Annotated in this window: 16 protein-coding genes; 11 read left to right on the top strand and 5 right to left on the bottom strand. The window is 67.4% G+C overall.

Annotation, left to right across the window (positions count from 1 at the left end):
- Positions 1–530: TetR/AcrR family transcriptional regulator (locus A9X03_RS05940; RefSeq protein ID WP_068260110.1), on the bottom strand; the 530-nt coding region annotated here is incomplete at its 3' end.
- A gap of 152 nt (positions 531–682) precedes the next feature.
- Between A9X03_RS05940 and A9X03_RS05935 the strand changes: the two genes are divergently transcribed.
- The 10 genes from A9X03_RS05935 to A9X03_RS05890 all read left to right on the top strand — a co-directional run bounded on the left by A9X03_RS05935 (position 683) and on the right by A9X03_RS05890 (position 12,258).
- The gene (locus A9X03_RS05935) at positions 683–2,908 is read left to right on the top strand and encodes an acyl-CoA dehydrogenase (RefSeq protein WP_068260107.1); all 2,226 of its coding nucleotides are present in this window, start codon (positions 683–685) and stop codon (positions 2,906–2,908) included.
- A 9-nt stretch (positions 2,909–2,917) separates the two neighbouring features.
- Positions 2,918–4,126 carry a thiolase family protein gene (locus A9X03_RS05930; protein WP_067780211.1) on the top strand — a complete coding sequence of 403 codons (1,209 nt, stop codon included), beginning with the start codon at positions 2,918–2,920 and terminating at the stop codon, positions 4,124–4,126.
- 6 nt (positions 4,127–4,132) lie between these two features.
- On the top strand, positions 4,133–4,546 hold the full coding sequence (locus A9X03_RS05925) for a Zn-ribbon domain-containing OB-fold protein (protein ID WP_067780213.1): 414 nt from the start codon (positions 4,133–4,135) through the stop codon (positions 4,544–4,546).
- Between the two features lie 311 nt (positions 4,547–4,857).
- The gene (locus A9X03_RS05920; protein ID WP_068260113.1) at positions 4,858–5,745 is read left to right on the top strand and encodes a DUF4436 domain-containing protein; all 888 of its coding nucleotides are present in this window, start codon (positions 4,858–4,860) and stop codon (positions 5,743–5,745) included.
- Between the two features lie 257 nt (positions 5,746–6,002).
- Positions 6,003–7,340: an amidohydrolase family protein gene (locus A9X03_RS05915; RefSeq protein WP_067780219.1), complete on the top strand. Its 1,338-nt coding sequence runs from the start codon at positions 6,003–6,005 to the stop codon at positions 7,338–7,340.
- A 2-nt stretch (positions 7,341–7,342) separates the two neighbouring features.
- Positions 7,343–9,676, top strand: coding sequence for a CoA transferase (locus A9X03_RS05910; RefSeq protein WP_067780222.1), 2,334 nt, complete (start codon positions 7,343–7,345; stop codon positions 9,674–9,676).
- Between the two features lies 1 nt (position 9,677).
- Entirely contained in the window at positions 9,678–10,007 is a 330-nt protein-coding gene (locus A9X03_RS05905; protein WP_067780225.1) for a hypothetical protein, read from the top strand.
- 21 nt (positions 10,008–10,028) lie between these two features.
- Positions 10,029–11,189, top strand: coding sequence for a thiolase family protein (locus A9X03_RS05900; protein ID WP_067752252.1), 1,161 nt, complete (start codon positions 10,029–10,031; stop codon positions 11,187–11,189).
- Positions 11,186–11,608 (top strand): Zn-ribbon domain-containing OB-fold protein, encoded by a 423-nt coding sequence (locus A9X03_RS05895; protein ID WP_067752255.1) that lies wholly within the window; start codon positions 11,186–11,188, stop codon positions 11,606–11,608. The genes A9X03_RS05900 and A9X03_RS05895 overlap by 4 nt, the downstream gene beginning before the upstream one ends.
- Positions 11,605–12,258 carry a MarR family transcriptional regulator gene (locus tag A9X03_RS05890; protein ID WP_067752258.1) on the top strand — a complete coding sequence of 218 codons (654 nt, stop codon included), beginning with the start codon at positions 11,605–11,607 and terminating at the stop codon, positions 12,256–12,258. The genes A9X03_RS05895 and A9X03_RS05890 overlap by 4 nt, the downstream gene beginning before the upstream one ends.
- Here A9X03_RS05890 and fadD1 read toward each other — a convergent pair.
- The 4 genes from fadD1 to A9X03_RS05870 all read right to left on the bottom strand — a co-directional run bounded on the left by fadD1 (position 12,197) and on the right by A9X03_RS05870 (position 18,206).
- Entirely contained in the window at positions 12,197–13,840 is a 1,644-nt protein-coding gene (gene fadD1, locus A9X03_RS05885) for a fatty-acid--CoA ligase FadD1 (RefSeq protein ID WP_067752261.1), read from the bottom strand. The two genes, A9X03_RS05890 and fadD1, sit on opposite strands and share 62 nt — an antisense overlap.
- 361 nt (positions 13,841–14,201) lie before the next feature.
- Positions 14,202–16,340 carry an EAL domain-containing protein gene (locus tag A9X03_RS05880; protein WP_067752264.1) on the bottom strand — a complete coding sequence of 713 codons (2,139 nt, stop codon included), beginning with the start codon at positions 16,338–16,340 and terminating at the stop codon, positions 14,202–14,204.
- Between the two features lie 198 nt (positions 16,341–16,538).
- Positions 16,539–17,300, bottom strand: a complete 762-nt coding sequence (locus tag A9X03_RS05875; protein WP_067752267.1) for an SDR family NAD(P)-dependent oxidoreductase — start codon at positions 17,298–17,300, stop codon at positions 16,539–16,541.
- A 75-nt stretch (positions 17,301–17,375) separates the two neighbouring features.
- Complete coding sequence (locus A9X03_RS05870) at positions 17,376–18,206, bottom strand: alpha/beta fold hydrolase (RefSeq protein WP_067752270.1); 831 nt, start codon at positions 18,204–18,206, stop codon at positions 17,376–17,378.
- A 67-nt stretch (positions 18,207–18,273) separates the two neighbouring features.
- Between A9X03_RS05870 and A9X03_RS05865 the strand changes: the two genes are divergently transcribed.
- The coding region (locus tag A9X03_RS05865) for a TetR/AcrR family transcriptional regulator (protein ID WP_156746488.1) at positions 18,274–18,612 on the top strand (339 nt) is incomplete at its 3' end.

Genomic DNA, 18,612 nt, shown 5'->3' with positions numbered 1-18,612 from the left:
CGTGAATATCCTTGCGGGTCAGAGAGGATCGGGTAGACCACGCCACCGACGATCGCGTCCGCGGCCGACTCCGCGGTGCTTTCGTCGACGCCGGCGGCGAGGATGCGAGCCCGGACGCTCTCGTGTAGGGGCTCGCTGAATCCGGCACGCAGTTTGACCGCGGTGTCCTCGTGTTCCATGCCCGCGGCGGTCAAGATCCGCAGCATCGCCGAGCCGCGAGCCGTCGTGAGGGTGGTGGCGAGCCTGCGCACCCACCCCACCAGGTCGGCGGCCAAATCGTCGGTGTGGTTGACCGATGCGAGCAGCTGGTCGGCGTCCTCGAGCATGACGTCGGCGACCAGGGCGGGGCGGCTGGGCCACCACCGGTAGATGGTCTGCTTGCCCACTGCAGCGCGGGCGGCGACCGCCTCGATGGTCAGGCCGTCGAAGCCGCGCTCCAAAAGCAATTCGCGGGTGGCGGTGACGATCGCCGTGCGCGACTTCTCGCTGCGGCGCCTCGGCGTGCTCACCTGGGTGAGATCGCTTGGCATATGGTGATCCTCACTGCCGCCTTTGCCCGCTTTACATCGCGTGACTACCCCCGGTAGTCTGCCACAAGACGAGACGGTTCGTCTTGTAAGGCCATCCGAATCGAAGGGTAACAGTCCGTGCGGCCAACGTCAGCCAGCTCCCGGCCGCCATCGTGACCCTGGGATTGAGCCGGGAGCAACAGGAACTCAGCGACGCCGTCGGCCAGTTCGCCGGCCGGCACGCGCCCGTCTCCGCCACTCGCGACAACTTTGACGACCTCGCCGCGGGGCGCCCGCCCCAGTGGTGGGAGGCCTTCGTCGGCAACGGATTTCACGCGGTGCATCTGCCCGAAAGCCTCGGTGGGCAGGGCGGGCGCCTGATCGACGCCGCGTGCGTCCTGGAGGCGGCGGGCAAGGCGCTGTTGCCCGGCCCGCTGCTGCCGACGGTCGCCGCGGGAGCCGTCGCCCTGCTGGCCGACCCCACACCTGCCGCCGAGGCGCTGGTGCGCAACCTGGCCGCGGGCCTCATCGCGGCGGCGGTGCTCCCCGACGACGGTGACTTCAGCGCGCGCGCCGACGATGGCGGATGGGTGGTCACCGGCACGTCCGAGGTCACCGCGGGCGTGTGCGCTGCGCGCACCATCCTCATCGCCGCGCGCACGGAGAACGACACCGTGGTCTGGGTCGCCGCCGACACCGAGAACCCCGCGGCGACAACCGAACCCGTAAACGGCACCGACCTGATCTCCGACGCCGGCATCGTGCGGCTCGCCGATTACCGCGCAGGCGGCACGGAGGTGCTCACCGGGATCGACCCCGACCGTGCGCGGTGCGTCACGTTGGGTCTGCTGGCCAGCGCGACCGCCGGCATCGTGCAGTGGTGCGTCGAGGCGGTCACGGCGCACCTGCGCATCCGCGAACAATTCGGCAAGGTGATCGGAACTTTCCAGGCGTTGCAGCACAACGCCGCGATGTTGCTGGTCAGCAGCGAGCTGGCCACCGCGGCGGCCTGGGACGCGGTGCGGGCCGCGGACGAGCCCATCGACCAGCACCGCATGGCCGCCGCCGGTGCGGCGGTGATCGCGATCGCCCCGGTGCCCGACCTCGTCCTCGACGCGTTGACCATGTTCGGCGCCATCGGCTTCACTTGGGAACACGACCTGCACCTGTATTGGCGGCGCGCGATCAGTCTTGCGGCATCGATTGGTCCGGCCAATCGCTGGGCCCGGCACCTGGGGCAGCTGACGTGCACCCGGCAACGGGACATGTCGGTCGACCTGGGCGACGCGGAAGCGCCGTTCCGTTTCTGGGTGGCCGAGACCCTTGACGCCGCAATGCAGTTGCGCAACGACACACCCGCACCGCACGGCGACTACCCGGACCAGGCCTCCGGACCCCAGCGCACGTTGCTGGCCGATGCCGGCCTGATCGCGCCGCATTGGCCCGCGCCGTGGGGAATCGATGCGGGTCCCCTCAAACAGCTCATCATCGACGAGGAGTTCGCCAAGCGGCCCGGGCTGGTCCGGCCGTCGCTGAACATCGCCGAGTGGATCCTGCCCTCGGTGCTGGCAGCCGCACCAGAAGACTTGCAGGAAAAGCTGATTCCGCCGACCCAACGCGGCGAGATTCACTGGTGCCAGCTGTTCAGCGAGCCGGGCGCGGGCTCGGACCTGGCGTCGCTGGCCACCCGGGCAACCAAGGTCGACGGCGGTTGGCGGATCAACGGCCACAAGATCTGGACGTCGTTGGCGCAGTACGCAGACCTTGGCGCCCTGCTGGCGCGCACCGATCCCGAAGCGAGCAAGCACCGTGGCATCGGCTACTTCATCCTGGATATGCGGTCGCCCGGCATTGAAATCCAGCCGATCAAGACGGCCACCGGGCAGGCGCACTTCAACGAGGTATTCCTCAACGACGTGTTCGTCCCCGGCGAGATGTTGCTGGGCGCCCCCAGTGACGGCTGGAACCTGGCGATCGCGACCATGGCCGAAGAGCGCTCCGCCATAAGCGGTTACGTGAAGTTCGACCGGGCCGCCGCGCTGCGCCGGCTGGCGGCCGAACCTGGGCCGGACCGCGACGACGCGCTGCGCGCGCTCGGCGAACTCGACGCGTACACGAACGCCATCAAGGCGCTGGGGGTGCGGGAGACCATCCGGTTGCTCGACGGCCAGGCGTCGGGTCCGGCGTCCAGCATCGCCAAGGTGGCGATGAACGAGTTACTGCGCAGAACGTTCGAGGCCACCCTGCGATTGACCGGGCGCGCGGCGATGATGGCCGACGCCGACCCCGACATCGTGGAGCGCTACCTGCACCTGCCCGCCGAGCTGATCGGCGGAGGAACCCGGGAGATTCAGCTGAACATCATTGCCCAGATGATCCTCGGACTACCTCGAAAGTAGGACCCGCCCATGGGATTACGCGGAGAAGCTGCGATCGTCGGCTATGTCGAGCTCCCGCCCGAACGGCTCAACAAGGCCTCGCTCGCGCCGTTCGCGATCGAACAATGGGCGGAGCTGTCCGCGGCCGCCCTCGCGGATGCCGGGCTGCCCGGCGACGTCGTCAACGGAATCGTGGCGTCGCACCTGGCGGAGTCGGAGATTTTCGTTCCGTCGACCATCGCCGAATACCTCGGTGTCGGGGCGCGATTCGCCGAACACGTGGACCTTGGCGGCGCCAGCGCCGCGGCCATGGTCTGGCGGGCAGCTGCGGCGATCGAACTGGGCATCTGTGACGCGGTGTTGTGTGCGCTGCCGGCCCGCTACATCACCCCGTCATCGAAGAAGAAGCCCAGGCCCATGGTCGACGCGATGTTCTTCGGCTCGTCGAGCAACCAATACGGCTCTCCCCAGGCTGAATTCGAGATTCCCTACGGCAACCTCGGCCAGAACGGACCCTATGGCCAGGTTGCCCAGCGCTACGCGGCCGTCTACGGCTACGACGAGCGGGCGATGGCCAAGATCGTCGTCGACCAGCGGTTCAACGCCAACCACACCGAGGGCGCGATCTGGAAGGACAAACCGCTCACGGTCGACGACGTCCTGGCCAGCCCGGTGATCGCCGACCCGCTGCACATGCTGGAGATCGTCATGCCGTGCGTCGGGGGCGCGGCGGTAGTCGTCGCCAACGCCGATCTCGCCCGACGGGCGCGCCACCGCCCGGTGTGGATCAAGGGATTCGGCGAGCATGTGCCGTTCAAGACCCCGACCTATGCGAAGGACCTGCTGCACACCCCGATCGCCGAAGCCGCCGACACCGCGTTCGCCATGACGCGGCTGAGCCGCGAGCAGATGGACATGGTGTCGATCTATGACTGCTACACCATCACCGTGCTGCTGTCGCTGGAGGACGCGGGGTTCTGCGAGAAGGGCAAGGGCATGGAGTTCGTCGCCAACCATGACCTGACCTTCCGCGGCGACTTTCCGCTAAACACCGCGGGCGGGCAACTGGGGTTCGGCCAGGCCGGGCTGGCCGGCGGCATGCACCACGTCTGCGACGCCACCCGACAGATCATGGGCCGGGCGGGCGCGGCGCAGGTCGCCGACTGCGACCGCGCCTTCGTTTCCGGCAACGGCGGGATTCTGTCGGAACAGACCACACTGATCCTCGAGGGGGACTGATCGGACATGACCACCTTCGAACGCCCGATGCCCGTCAAAACCCCTACCAGCGCGCCGTTTTGGGATGCGCTGGCGCAGCATCGCATCGTCATCCAGTACTCGCCGTCGCTGGGAAGCTACGTGTTCTACCCGCGGGTGCGCGCGCCGCGCACGCTAGCCGACGATCTGGAATGGCGTGAGATCTCCGGCATGGGAACGTTGTATTCCTACACCGTCGCGCGCCGACCGGTCAGCCCGCACTTCGCCGACGCCGTCCCGCAGCTGCTGGCCATCGTCGAATGGGACGAGGGGCCAAGGTTTTCCACCGAGATCGTCAACGTCGATCCCGCGGTTATCAGGGTTGGCATGCGCGTGCGGCCGGTGTTCTTCGACTACCCGGAGCACGACGTCACGATGCTCCGTTACGCGCCCGCCGGCTGAGGTGCGTACCGGCACCGCCAGCCCTTGAGTAGCTTGGCGATTCGGGAGCCTCTGGATCGGGCGGCGCGTCCATAGCTGCTGTGTCGGCCAATGACGACCATGGGCGATAGCGGCGACGCGACCGGCCGCGGCGGGCTTCTGCGCGATCACGCGAACCTGTCGGGCTGCTTGGAAAGCGCTGCGAGAGCCATGTGTGGCGCGTCCGTCCGACTACGATGAGCCGAAAGTTGTTCAACGGGAGGTATGTGGTGCATCTCCGGCCGACCGGGCGGTCACAGCCTGAACCGGCGGTCGGCGGCGAGAATTCGCAAATGAAGGCCGGAATGGGAGTGCTGGTCGTCGTCGTCGTCAGCGCCATGATCACCTCGATAGTGCTCTACATCGATGGCGCCGGATATCGCCGAGTTTCAACCGATGGATCATCGACCCGAAGTGGGACGGTCGTGACGCTGAACATCGAAAGCGTCCAGTCGGACTACAGCGTGCTTCGGGGCAACCTAGTGGTTTCGCCCGGATCCGTGCTGCTCGATCCGGCCACCACCAGCCTCAAGCAAGACCTCACCGTCGAGGTGACCTCTGTCGCGACGCCAGTGAAGCGCACCTGGTTGAAGGGTGCACTGCCCGGCGTGTTCCCGGTCCCGCTGACCTTGTCACGCGACACTGAACGGTGGCCGTTCGACCGTTACTACACCGGGCCGATCACGGTGGAACTGTTTGTCGGCGCTATGCAAACACCCGAACGCGCCAGGGTGATGATCGTTGACCGGTTGCCCGGGTGGAAGATTCACGCGGCCGGACCGGACCAAGCCAGACCATTCGCGCCCTACGAGGTGACCATGGAGCGCTCGGCGAGCACCATGGTGTTCGCGATGATCATCCTGTGCATCCTTCTCGCGATCGCGGGGGCAGGGGTCTTCGTCGCGGTCCAGACACTGCGGGACCGACGAAAGTTTCAGTCGCCCATGGTGGCCTGGTACGCGGCGATGCTGTTTGCGGTGGTTCCGCTGAGAAACGCCCTCCCCGGCTCGCCGGCATTCGGAAGCTGGATCGATATGACCATCGTTTTGTGGGTGCTTGTTGCCCTGGTGGTCTCGATGCTGCTGTACATCGCGTCGTGGTGGCGGCATTTGCGCCCACATTCGGACCGCGAGACTCAGCCCGAGCATTGGGCAACCGAGGGCGCCGCGCCTCCCCGTTAGCGCGCTGCCGGCCGTGCCGATCGGCCGTTGGACCAGCCGACAGCGCGTGATTACGCATGAGCGCTGGACGATAAGTGACTAATAGTCGCCTTGGTTCACGCGATGGAGCCGCCATGGAGGGGCGGAGCAGAGGGCAGGCTTGCCCAGTCAGACGTTGGAGCGCAAGCCGTTAGGCGCGGAGCCGCGGCCAGAGCGCAGTGTTGACACTGTGATCGAGGCCATTATCTACTAGTCACTGTCTCGGTGAGGAGTGCGGCATGAACAAGGACGACCTGATCCTGATCAGCGTGGATGACCACATCGCCGAACCCGCCGACATGTTCGACGCGCACGTTCCGGCGAAATACAAGGACCGCGCGCCCCGGGTGGTCATGGAACCCGACGGCGTCCAGCAGTGGTACTACGGCGAGGTCCGCGGGCGGAACATGGGCCTGAATGCCGTGGCGGGCAAGCCGCGGGAGATGTACAACATCGACGCTTCGCGTTACGACGAGATGCGGCCCGGGTGCTTCAACGTGGACGAGCGGGTCCGCGACATGAACGCCGGCGGCCAGCTGGCCGGCCTCAACTTCCCCAACTTCACCGGCTTCTCCGGCCAGGTGCTCAACCAGGGCCCCGACCGCGACATCAACCTGGTGATGATCAAGGCGTACAACGACTGGCACATCGACGAGTGGTGCGCCGCCTACCCGGGCCGATTCATCCCCTGCGGCATCCTGCCGCTGTTCGACGTGGCGGAGGCGGCCAAGGAAGTCGAACGCCTCGCCGACAAGGGTTGCCACGCCGTCACGTTCTCGGAGAACCCAGAGGCGTTGCAGATGCCCAGCATTCACACCAAATACTGGTATCCCTTGTTCGAGGCCGTCTGCGAGAACAAGACCGTCCTGTGCACCCACGTCGGCTCGGCGTCGCGTTCGCCGCAGGTGTCCACCGACGCCCCGCCCAGCGTGCAGATGACGGCCTCGTCGATGATGAGCATGTTCACCTTCACCGAGCTGATCTGGGCCGAATTCTGGGCGGACTTCCCGCAATTGAAGTTCTCACTGACCGAGGGAGACGTCGGCTGGATCCCGTACTTCCTGTGGCGCGCCGAGCACGTCTACAACCGTCATTCGGGGTGGACGCTGGCCAAGTTCCCGCCTGGTTACAGCGGGCCGGCCGACGTGTTCAAGCGGCACTTCTACACGTGCTTCATCAGCGACAAGGTCGGCGTGCGCAACATGGAGTGGTTCAACGAGGACATGCTGTGCTGGGAGTCCGACTTTCCCCATTCCGACAGCAACTGGCCGTTCGCGCCGGAGGACGTCATCGAGACCATGGGGCATCTCGGCGACAGTGTCATCGACAAGATCACGCACGAAAACGCCATGGCAGCCTACTCATTCGACCCGTTCAAGCACATCCCGAAGGAGCGCGCCCGCGCCGGTCACCTCCGCGCCCAGGCCACTGACGTCGACGTGGTGACGCACGTCGGCCGCCGGGCCAGCCAGCGCGACCGCGACGCGTGGACCCGGATGACCCAGTTCGCCCTGCAGTCGCAGGTGACGGCGGAGGCCGCCGGTATTTCGGGCCGCGCCACCACCCTGGGCAACTGAACGTGGCAGCCCGGGCGCCTTTCGCGGACTGGCGCGTGCTGGAGTTGTCGAACGGAATCGCGGTGTCCTACTGCGGCAAGATGTTCGCCGACGCCGGCGCCGACGTGGTGAAAGTCGAATCGGCCCAGGGTGATTCGATGCGCGCCCGGTCGGCCGGCGGTCCGCCCGGAGCCCTGTTCGACTATTTGGCCGCGGGTAAGAAGTCGGTGATCAACGACGGCGGTCCGGAGATCGCCGGCCTGCTGGCCGGCGCCGACATCGTGCTGACCGACCTGACCGACGGCTGGACGCTCGACGGAATCTTGGCCCGCACGGGCCGGTCGGCGGTGGTGGTCGCCGTGACTCCGTTCGGCACGACCGGACCCTACGTGGACGATCGCGTGCTGGCCAACGAGTTCATCCTGCAGGCGCTGTGCGGCTCGACCGCCGGCCGCGGCTGGCCCGAGGACGAACCGGTACAGGCCGGCGGGCAGCTCGGTGAATGGCTGGCGGGCACGTTCGCGGCAGCGGTGGCGGCGGCGACCGCGCGGCATGCCGCGCGAAGCGGCCGCGGGGAGACCATCGACGTCTCGACATACGAGGCGATGGTGATCGCGATGGGCGGCCTGTCCGCCATGTCGGCCAGCGTGCTGGGGGCGGATTCACTGTTGGGGCAACGGAGTCTGGAGCTGCCGTCGATCGTCCCCACCGCCGACGGCCTGGTCGGCTTCTGCACCATCACCGCGCAGCAGTTCCAGGACTTCCTGGTGCTGATCGACCGTGCCGACCTGCTCGACGACGCCGACCTCGCCTCGTTCGACGGGCGCGTCGCCCGCCGCGACGAATTCCTCGACATGGTCACGCGGTGGACTCAGACACGCAGCACGCAGGAGATCGTCGACCTCGCCGTCGCCTTCCGGATACCGGTGGCCCCGATCGCGACGCCCGAAATGTTGCCGGAGATCGACCATTTCGTGGACCGGGGCGTATTCGTCCAATCGGGGGCCGGGGTGTTGCAGCCGAGAGTCCCGTATCGCAGCGACGCGATGGTGACCAGGCCCCCCGGGCGGCCTGTTCGACTGGGCGCCGACAACGGCAAGGTCCACTGGCCGCCACGATCCCGTCCCACCGGCGGCGCCGACGCCGATGCACTGCCGTTGGCCGACACCAGGATCACCGACTTCACCGCGTTCTGGGCGGGACCGGTCGCGACGCAACTGCTGGGCGCCCTGGGCGCCGACGTGATCAAAGTCGAGGGCGTCCGCCGGCCCGACGGTATGAGGTTCTCCGCCGGCCGCCCACCGAGCTGGGACCGATGGTGGGAATGGGGCCCGGTGTTCCTGTGCAGCAACAACAACAAGCGTGGCGTCAGCGTCGAACTGAGCACCGACGCCGGACGGGCGATCGCGCTGGAGCTCATCGCCGCGAGCGATCTGGTGATCGAGAACTTCTCTCCCCGGGTGATGACGAACTTCGGCCTGGGCTGGGATGCCGTGCACGCGGCCAACCCGCGCGCCGTCATGGTGCGGATGCCCGCGTTCGGGCTCGACGGTCCCTGGCGCGACCGGGTGGGCTTCGCCCAGACCATGGAGCAGGCGACCGGCATGGCGTGGATGACCGGACACGCCGACGGCCCCCCGGTGATTCCGCGCGGCGTGTGTGACCCGATCGCGGGCCTGCACGCGGCCTTCGCGGCGGTCGCCGCGCTGGCGGTCCGCGACCGGGACGGGGCCGGGATGCACGTCGAGTCCACCATGGTGGAGGCGGCGCTGAACGTGGCCGCCGAGATGCTGGCGGAATACTCACGCAACGGAATCGAGATGCGCCGCAACGGGAATCGCGGTCCCGGCGCCACCCCGCAAGGGGTCTACCGCTGCCGCGGAGACGACGACTGGGTCGCGCTGGCCGCGATGGACGACGCAGCACGGGTAGCCTTGGCCCGGCTTCTAGGTCGGCCGGACCTCGGCGCGAACGACTGGCGGGAGCAACCGGACGAGATCGACAAGCTGATCTCCGACTGGACCGGGCGGCGGTCGGTGACCGAAGCGGTGGACGCACTGCGCGCGGCGGGGGTGGCCGCGGCGCGCGTCACGCCGGCCCCGGAGTTACTGCGCGACCCGCACCTGCACGCCCGCGGCTTCTGGGAATCGGTCGACCACCCGGTGGCCGGCTCCTTCCTTTGCACCGGAATGCCGTTCGCGTTCCTCGGCAGACCGCGACGCTGGATTCGCCGGGTGCCGCCGCTGTACGGCCAACACACGAGTGAGGTGCTGACGGGCCTGCTGGGGCGCAGTGACAACGATCTGTCCGCCCTGCAGCAGTCGGGCACCATCGCCGCGCGGCCGGCGGGACTATGACATGGCGGTCACCCTCTGCGTTCCGCCCCGCGCCGGCGAATTGTGCGCCCCCGTCCGCTTCCTGCTCCGCCAGGACTCCGTGGTGATGGAATTGACGGCCCGGCACCGCATCACCAGCGTCGAGTGGGACGGGGGCGAGCACGCAGTCGCGATGGTCGTCGAGATCACCGATCCGCAGACGGCGCGGCCCGTGGACGTGCGGATCGATGTCGTCGCGGCCGGCGCGGTGCCCGCCGATACCCGGGCCACCAAGATCGGCACCGTCACCCGTGACGGGCGACCATATGACGTCATCGGCACCTATCTCGGTGTCGTCGCCGACGAAAACTAAAGCAAAACAAAGGATCACAGAGTGGCAACCACGAAACGCACCGCGGCGATCGTCGGTGTGCACAACACCCCGCAGGGCCGGCGCCTGGACGGCGAGACGTCCCGCAGCCTGGCCCTGAGGGCCATCCGCGGCGCCCTCGACGACGCGGGCCTGCGCCTCGACGACGTCGACGGGGTCAGCGCGGGCCCGCTGTCCACCGCGTTGATCTATGACCTGCGCCTCGGACCGGCCTGGCAGGGGCTCGCCTTCGGCGTCGGCATGATCACCGAGGCGGTCACGGCCATCGAGCACGGCATGGCCGACGTGGTGGTGCTCGTCGCCGCCCAGGCCGGCGAGTACCGCGACCACGAGGCCACGGCGCCGTGGACCCGGCCCGAAAACGAATTCGTCGCGCCGTGGGGCATGTTCACCACCGCCGAGTTCGCCTTGATCGCGCGCCGCCACATGCACGTCTACGGCACCACACGCGAACAGCTGTCGATCGTCGCAGCGACCATCCGCAACAACGGATCGCGTAACCCCGAAGCGGTGTATTACCAGCGAGGGCCATTCACACCCGACGACATCACCGCGTCGAGGCCGATCGCCGACCCGTTCCATCTGCTTGACTGCGCCACCACGTCCGAGGGCGGGTGCGCGCTGGTCGTGGCGAACATCGAAAAGGCCGAGGGCGCAAGCCAACCGATCTACGTGCTGGGCAGCGGCGCCGACTTCCACGGTCCCTCCTACCAGCACCCGCCGGCATGGGACCTGGCCGGGCGGCGGGACGGACACGTCAACGGTGTGGTCGGAAGGCGCGCGGCCGAGCGCGCGTTCGCCCACGCCGGTCTGCGACCCGACGACGTCGACGTGCTGGAACTCTACGACCCGTTCTCCTTCGAAATCATCCGCCAGCTCGAGGCGTTCGGGTTTTGCGGTGAGGGTGAGGGGGGACCGTTCGTAGCCGACGGCCACATCGCCATCGACGGCAGTCATCCCATCACCACCGACGGAGGAACCATGTCGTTCAGCCACGCGGGTTCCAATCCGCAGATGATGCAGCGGGCCATCCGAGCCGTCCAGCAGCTGCGCGGTCAGGCCGGTGAATTACAAGTCGCCGACGCGCACGTCGCGTTCTGCAGCAACGGGGGAGCGGGCGCCTTGTTCACCACGCTGCTGATCCTCGGGGACGAACCGCGATGACTTCCCATCCCTTACGCCCACAAACCGGTCCGGTTCCCCATGCCGCCAGCCATCTCAGCGTGCCCTTCTGGCGGGGCTGCCGGTCCGGCGAATTGCGGTATCAGCGCTGTGAGGCCTGCGGACTGGCGAACTTCCCGCCAACCGAGCACTGCCGCGAATGCCTGTCGGCGCAGGTCCGTTGGGAGCGTAGCGGCGGCGTCGGTGAGATCTACAGCTGGACGGTGGTACACCGGCCGGTGACCGCCGAATTCGAGCCGCCCTACGCGCCGGCCATCGTCGCCTTGGACGAGGGCTACCAGATGCTGACCAACGTCGTCGGTGTGCCGCCGGAGGAATTGCGGATCGGCATGCGCGTGCGGGTGCAATTCCATGCCGTCGGACCCGACGTGACCCTGCCCTACTTCACCGGGTCACCATGAGCCCCCGGCGCACCAGCAACGGCCTGCCGGTCACCGCCTACCTGGTGCTGGGCGTGCTGGCGGCCAACGACGAGCGGCTCACCGCGGGGGAGATCAAGCTGCGCGCCGAGTTGTCCGTCGGCCACTTCTACTGGTCGCCGTCCGTCAGCCACGTTCGGCGCGAACTGAATCGGTTGTTGGCCCGCGGCATGGTCGGTGAGGTCGGCGCCCAATCGGGCAAGCGGGCGATCACCCTCTACGAGACCACGGACGCCGGGCTCGATGCGCTCCGCCGGTGGGTGCAGCACTTCCCGGGCCAGGACCAGGTCGTCATCAAGCACCCCGTCATCCTCAAAACCTGGCTCTCGCGCGGCGAGGACCCCGAACGCATCGTCGACGCATTGGACCGGCACCTCGAGGCGACCCGCGCGCGGCTGGACGAGGCGTTGTGGTCGCGGCAGCGGTCCCGCGACCTCGGCATCACCGACGACCCGAGCCAACGCTTCTCATTCGCCGTCCTGGACTATGCGATCCGCGGCCTGTACGCGGAGCTCTCCAACATCACCCAGTTGCGCGACGAGATCGCCTCCGGCACAACGCAAGACCCGGTCAAACGGGTGCGACGGTCGAAGGGCCAGATCCGCCGCCGGGTACCCGAGACCCCGGGCTAGACGCCGCGACCGCGTAGGCGGTCCCGCGCGGTTCGCGCTCCCACAGCACCTCCCCGTCGGCGACGCCGGTGCCTTCGGCGATCAACTGTCGTTTGAGCACCTTGTGGGTGGCGGTGCTGGGCAGGTCGGTAGCGATTCGGACGTAACGCGGCCGGGCCTTGGGGGACAGGTCGGGCTGTGCGTCGAGGAAAGCCTCGAACGCATCGGGGTCCAGCGCGTGGCCCTCGTTGAGGACGATCGCGGCCATGACCTGGTCGCCAACCCGTTCGTCCGGAACCGCATATACCGCGACCCGGTTGATCGAAGTGTGCCGCAACAAGATTCGCTCGATTGGCGCCGCCGTCAGGTTCTCGCCGTCCACGCGCAACCAGTCGGCCGTGCGGCCGGCCAGGTAGATCCAGCCCTCGGCGTCCTTATAAGCGAGGTCGCCGGACCAATACATGCCGTGGCGCATGCGCTCGGCGTTGGCGTCCGGGTCGTTGTAGTAGCCGGTGAAGAAGCCCGAACCGGTCGTGTTGACCAGCTCGCCCACCGCCTCGTCCGCGTTGACGAGCGCCCCGTCGGCATCGAAGCGCGCGATCGCGCACTCGGTGACGGTGTCGCTGTTGTAGACCGCGACCCCCTCGGCTCCCCGCCCGATCGACCCCTTCGGCGTGCCGGGCTCGCGGATCACCATCACGGCGTTCTCGGTGGAGCCGAACCCATCCTCGACCTGGACGCCGAATCGGCGCGCGAACTCCTCGATGTCCTTGTCGTTGGCCTCGTTACCGAAGGCGACACGCAGCGGGTTGTCGGCGTCGTCGTCGCGTTCCGGGGTGGCCAGGATGTAGGCGAGGGGCTTGCCCACGTAGTTCATATAGGTCGCGCCGTAGTGACGGACGTCGTCGAGGAAGCTGCTCGCCGAGAATTTCGCCGGCACGATCGCGGCGCCGGAGACCACCGCGGGCGCCCAGCCGGCGACGACGGCGTTCGAGTGGAACAGCGGCATGGACACGTAGCAGGTGTCCCGTTCGGTCAGCGCGAAGCGCTGCGCCAGGTTGAGGCCGGCGAAGGCGGCCATCAGGTGGGACACCTGCACCGCCTTGGGATTCCCGCTCGTGCCCGATGTGAAGATCATCATGAAGGGGTCCATGGCGGCGACCTGCCGGTGCGGCACCAGCTCGCCGGCGCCCTCGACGAACTCGGTCCACTCCGGCGCCGACGTGTCGAGTACCCGAGTTCCCTCGAGGTCCAGGCCGTCCAGCAGCGGCCGGTATTCGGCGTCGGTCACGACGAATTGGCAATGGGCGCGGCGGACGTCGGCCGCGAGCGCCTCGCCGCGCCGAGTGGTGTTCAGGCCGCACAGGACGTAGCCGCCGAGCCCGGCCGCCGCCATCTGACTCAGCATCTCGGGGTTGTTTCCCAGCAGGGCACCGATGTGCATCGGCCGGCCTGGGTCGGCGGCCGATATCAGGGCCGCCGCCCGGGTGGCCGCACCGGCCAGGTACTGACTCCAACTCCACTGCAGGCCAAGGTGTTTCACCGCGGTGCCCGGATCGGACAGGCGTTTGTTCAGCAGCGCCTGAATGGTGTCGTCAGCCATCGGTCGGATTCACCTTCACTATGCCCAGCCCTACGAGACGAGACGGTCCGTCTTATCCTAGCGGCCGACCGTCCGCCGGCGACAGCGCCCGGTCCATGGGAACCCTGCGCATCGGGGACCGCAGGCCGTCCGTTATCTCGTGTTTGCGAGACTTTTGATGCCATTTCTCGCAAGTTTCTTCTTCGGCGGGCCGCGTGGATCGCGGTTGCCTCAGCATCGAAAGGCCATCATTGCCTCATGCTGTTTGAGTTGCACAGATCGCTGATTTTGCTCAGAAATAGAGCACGACATTTCATGGCCCCGTCGTCCGGCGCGGTGCCAAGGCCGGTGGCGCGGCCCGTTCGCCGCAGACGCACGTGAACTAGCCGCCGGGCGATCCGGCTGTGGGGGCGCCGGTTTGGCTGCGTCGCCGCTCATACATGGCTTGATCGGCGCGCTCGAGGACGGCGTCGATGGATCGGCCGTCTCCCGGCCGGTGTACCGCGCAGCCGACCGTTAGCACGACGGAGATCTCCGTCCCACCGGCGAGGGTGATCGGTGTCCGTTTTAGCTCGCTGGTGATCCGGTCGGTGAGCAGGGTGAGCCCGCGATCTTCGGCGGTGTCGGTGATGACGAGGAACTCGTCGCCACCCCACCGGGCGACCAGGCCATCTTCGCCGACCGCCGCGAGTAACCGGCCGGCGATTTCGACCAGCAGTTCGTCGCCGGCCTGGTGGCCGTGTCGGTCATTGATGGACTTGAATTGCTCGATGTCGCAAAACAGAATGCCGTAGCCGTCGTCTGCGGCGTCGAGTTGCTCGAGTTGGCTCCACGCCGCGGAGCGGTTCGCAATCGTCGTGAGTGTGTCGGTGGTGGCTTGGCGGGCGAGCTCGGCCTCTCGCATGCGGTCGGCGGTGACGTCGAGAATCTGGGACACGAAGCAGCGCGGCTGGTTGTGCGGGCCTTGGACGAGCACGGCGGTGAGGTTGCACCACACGATGCGTCCGTCGGCGGCGATGAAACGCTTGTCCATGCGGTAAGCGCGGCGGCGCCCCGCGAGACATTCGGCGAGCAGAGCCAGGTCGGCGTCCAGGTCGTCGGGATGGGTGATCTCCTGGAAGGTCAGGCCTGCCAAGTCCTTTCGGCCATAACCGAGCATGGTCCTGAGCGCCCGGTTGGTGCGCTGGAACGTACCGTCCAGGCCGACGACGGCCATGCCGATGGGCGAATGCGTCAGCGCCAGCTCGAACCGTCGTTCTCCGAGAAGGTCGAAGATGGCCGAGGACTGATCGACCGGTTCGGCGACGACGGCGCCGGGCGGGAAACCGTGGGTGGGTGACTTGGGCCGGCTGAGGTAGAAACCCTGGGCCCAGGGGATTCCGGCCGAACCTATGGCATCGAGTTCGCCCTGAGTCTCCACCCCTTCGGCGATCACGGTCGCGCCGATCTGTGCGGCCAGTTCGGCGATGGATTGGGCCAGTCGCCGCCGCGCAGCGTCGGCGTCGATGTTGCGCGTGATGGAGTGATCGACCTTGATGAATTCTGGTGCGATCTCCAGCACATGGGAGAACGAGGAGAAGCCCGCACCCACGTCATCGACTGCCACCCGCATACCGCGCGCTCGGCATCCTTCAAGGACGTCGTCGAGGGCGTCATAGTTCTCGACGGCATCGTGCTCGGTGATTTCCAACACGAGACGTGACGGGTCAACCTCGGCGAGTAGCTCTGGCCACGGAGTGCGCAGCACCGCCGACGGCGAGATATTCACTGCGACGAAGGCATCTTCGGGAAGTTGCGGCACCAGCGACAGGGCGCGCGCCATGACCGCGGTCTCCAATTCGATGTCCAAGCCCAACAGGGCCGCCTCGCCGAAGACCAGATCGGGTCGAAAAGGTTCGCATGGGAAGCGCGCGAGCGCTTCGACGCCGAGCACCTCGCCTGTCGAAACATCGTGCACCGCTTGAAATACGATCTCGAAGTCCCGCTCGGCCACCATCCTGCGAATGCCGTCCTGCTGATCGGTGGCGATCTTCGTCGGGTCCGTCGACAGTTCCGTCAAGGCGCCGATCAGTTCGGCCATCTTTCTGATGACTCGTAAATCGATGTCGGCCAGATGTGGTCGCGGCTGCTGACTGACCGCACACACGATCCCGACCGCGGAACCATCAGGGCCGAGCAAGGGGACGCCCACAAATGCGCCCACACCCCATTCGCGGGTTTTCGGCAGTACGGACGCGGTCCTATCGGCCGACGTGTCAGGGATGACGGCGGGCAGCCGCCCATCGATCACGCGGACGCTGTAAGACCCGGCCAGCGAAGATCGGTCGCCGGGCGACAGGCCCAAGGCACGGGCGTCACCGTCTACCACCTCAAAGACCTGCGTGCCGCTGTGAAACGATGCGACCCACGCCGTGTCAAGACCGAGGCGACGCCGCAACAAGCCCAAGAGGGTGTGGACCAAGTCCGCAGAATTCGTCGGTTCGTGGCCCGGGGCGTTTGCTACCTGCTCCTCGGCGCCCATAGCGACGATGCTAGACCGGCACGCCGGGCGAGGCATTTGGAATCGAGCGGACTTGCGGGCCTCGCTGGCAGGGGTGAACACCCGCGCACGGAATTCCGGCGGTTTGTCCTTGCACCACCGATGATCTCGAATCGACCGAGATCGTTTTGCCTGTAACTCTTTACCGCATACCGAGCCGAGGTGATCCGGGACCAGCCGTCATCCACCGACCATCATCAGGCCGCCATCGACCGCGAGTAGTTGCCCGGTGATGAACGAGGAACCGGTGCCGGCCAAAAACACCAGCATCGGGCCGAGGTCGCGTGCCGGATCCCCCAGCGCCCCACCCAACGGGATCATCATCTGCATCTGCTGATCGATCAGCGCGCTCGCGTCGGGGCCGAGGAACTCGCGCAGCCGGTCGGCGCCCGCGGTCTGCACGGCCGGCGCCAGTGCGTTGACCGTGATCTTGTCCGACGCCCAGGCTTTGGCCGCCGACCGCGTCCATGCCTGAACGGCGCCCTTGGTGGCGGCGTAGACGGCCGAGATCGGGCTACCCATAACGGCTTCCGACGAGCCGAAGTTGATGATCCTGCCGCCTTTGGGATCCTGGTCCTTCATTACGGCGTACGCCGCCTGATTGGTCAGGATGGTGGCTTTCACGTTGGTGTCCAACAGGAACGAGATCTCGTCGACGCCGATGTAACCCGGGATGCCGGCCTGCCACAGCCCCGCGGCGTTCACCAACACGTCGAGTCCGCCCAGACGAGCGGCGGCTTGGCCTACCATCGCCGAGACGGCGTCGGCGTCGCGCACATCGCACTGCAGCCAGGTGGCCGCGAGACCGTCCGGCGGCGGTGTCTGGTGGTAGGTGGCGACAACCTCGGCCCCCGCCCCGCCGAGGGCCCCCACGGCGGCCGCTCCGATGCCGCTGGCTCCACCGGTGACCAGGATCCGCCGTCCTCGCAGCACGTCTTCCATGCCCGCGAGCGTAACGCCACGGCGAAATCCGACTCGAACTTCCCCGTGCGTCACCGTCGCGAAACCGACGACGCGCTAGGTGCGCACCGCGATCGTGGACAACAGGTCGGCGAGCCGGTCCGGCTGGTCGATCATCGAGAACGTTCTCGCGCCGTCGATGATCTCGAGTCGGGCGTTCGGGATGGTGGCGGCCAGCCGTGCGCCGTCCTCCTGTTCGAAGAACACGTCGTCGGCCGACCACGCGATGAGGGTGGGTAGGTCGATCTCGGGCAGCCGGGCGGCCACACCCGTCGTCACCTCCGTGCGCATCGACAGCGTGAACTGGCGCAGGTCTTCGGCGATGCGGGGATCGGACAGCCCCGGGCGCACCCACGCCTCGGTGAGGTCGTCGATGTTGCTATGCGCCAACCCGTCGAACGCGCGCTTGCGCGCCGCCGGCACCCGCATGGCCTGGGAAACGGCCTTGAAGGTCGTCTTCGACTTGGCGGCAAGGATCACCGGCTTGAGGATAGGTGGCGGAAAGTGTTCGAACGCATCGCAACTCGTGAGCACCAGCGCGCCGAGCCGCTCAGGGTGATGCACGGCGACGAGTTGGGTGACGACCCCGCCGGTGTCGTTGCCGACCAGCACCACGTCCTCGAGGTCGAGCGCGGTGAGCGCCTCGGCGACCATGCCGGCCACGCCCGTGATGGTTCGGTCGGCGCCGCGGCGCAACGGTTCCGGATGCGCGCCCAGTGGCCACGTCGGCGCGATGCAACGCAGACCCCGGCCGGCGAGTCGCTCGCTGACCCGGCGCCACAGCTGGGCGCCCATCATGTACCCGTGCACGAAGACCACCGGCCTCCCGCTTTCGGGTCCGGTTGCTTCGTAATGGATGGTTCCGGCACTAATGTCGATCGTCGACATAAGAGAACTCCTACCTCGGGATACACTTACAAACAGGCTGTCTGTTCGTAAGTTACCAACAGGCTGTATGGAAAGCAAGAGACGGACCCAGGAAGAGCGCTCCGCGGCGACCCGCGACGCGCTGATCGCGGCTGCCCGGAAGCTCTGGGGGCTGCGCGGCTACGTGGACGTGGGTACGCCGGAGATCGCGGCCACCGCGGGGGTCACGCGCGGCGCGATGTACCACCAATTCGCCGACAAAGCGGCCTTGTTCCGCGAGGTGGTCGAGGCCGTCGAGCAGGACGTGATGGCCAGGATGGGCACTCTGGTGGCCGAGTCGGGAGCGACGACGCCGGCCGACGCGATCCGCGCCGCGGTCGACGCGTGGCTCGAGGTTTCCGGGGATCCCGAGGTGCGCCAACTGATG

It is taken from the genome of Mycobacterium sp. E1715 (genome assembly GCF_001667625.1).
GTDB lineage: Bacteria > Actinomycetota > Actinomycetes > Mycobacteriales > Mycobacteriaceae > Mycobacterium.
The sequence above is the reverse complement of the archived record's forward strand: the minus strand, read 5'-3'. Positions and strand labels throughout refer to the sequence as shown.

Bases quoted from the DNA above. Each gene is read 5' to 3' on its own strand.
- A9X03_RS05930 (WP_067780211.1), top strand. From the start codon at position 2,918: ATGGGATTACGCGGAGAAGCTGCGATCGTCGGCTATGTCGAGCTCCCG.
- A9X03_RS05925 (WP_067780213.1), top strand. From the start codon at position 4,133: ATGACCACCTTCGAACGCCCGATGCCCGTCAAAACCCCTACCAGCGCG.
- A9X03_RS05920 (WP_068260113.1), top strand. From the start codon at position 4,858: ATGAAGGCCGGAATGGGAGTGCTGGTCGTCGTCGTCGTCAGCGCCATG.
- A9X03_RS05915 (WP_067780219.1), top strand. From the start codon at position 6,003: ATGAACAAGGACGACCTGATCCTGATCAGCGTGGATGACCACATCGCC.
- A9X03_RS05905 (WP_067780225.1), top strand. From the start codon at position 9,678: ATGGCGGTCACCCTCTGCGTTCCGCCCCGCGCCGGCGAATTGTGCGCC.
- A9X03_RS05895 (WP_067752255.1), top strand. From the start codon at position 11,186: ATGACTTCCCATCCCTTACGCCCACAAACCGGTCCGGTTCCCCATGCC.
- A9X03_RS05890 (WP_067752258.1), top strand. From the start codon at position 11,605: ATGAGCCCCCGGCGCACCAGCAACGGCCTGCCGGTCACCGCCTACCTG.
- fadD1 (WP_067752261.1), bottom strand. From the start codon at position 13,840: ATGGCTGACGACACCATTCAGGCGCTGCTGAACAAACGCCTGTCCGAT.
- A9X03_RS05880 (WP_067752264.1), bottom strand. From the start codon at position 16,340: ATGGGCGCCGAGGAGCAGGTAGCAAACGCCCCGGGCCACGAACCGACG.
- A9X03_RS05875 (WP_067752267.1), bottom strand. From the start codon at position 17,300: ATGGAAGACGTGCTGCGAGGACGGCGGATCCTGGTCACCGGTGGAGCC.
- A9X03_RS05870 (WP_067752270.1), bottom strand. From the start codon at position 18,206: ATGTCGACGATCGACATTAGTGCCGGAACCATCCATTACGAAGCAACC.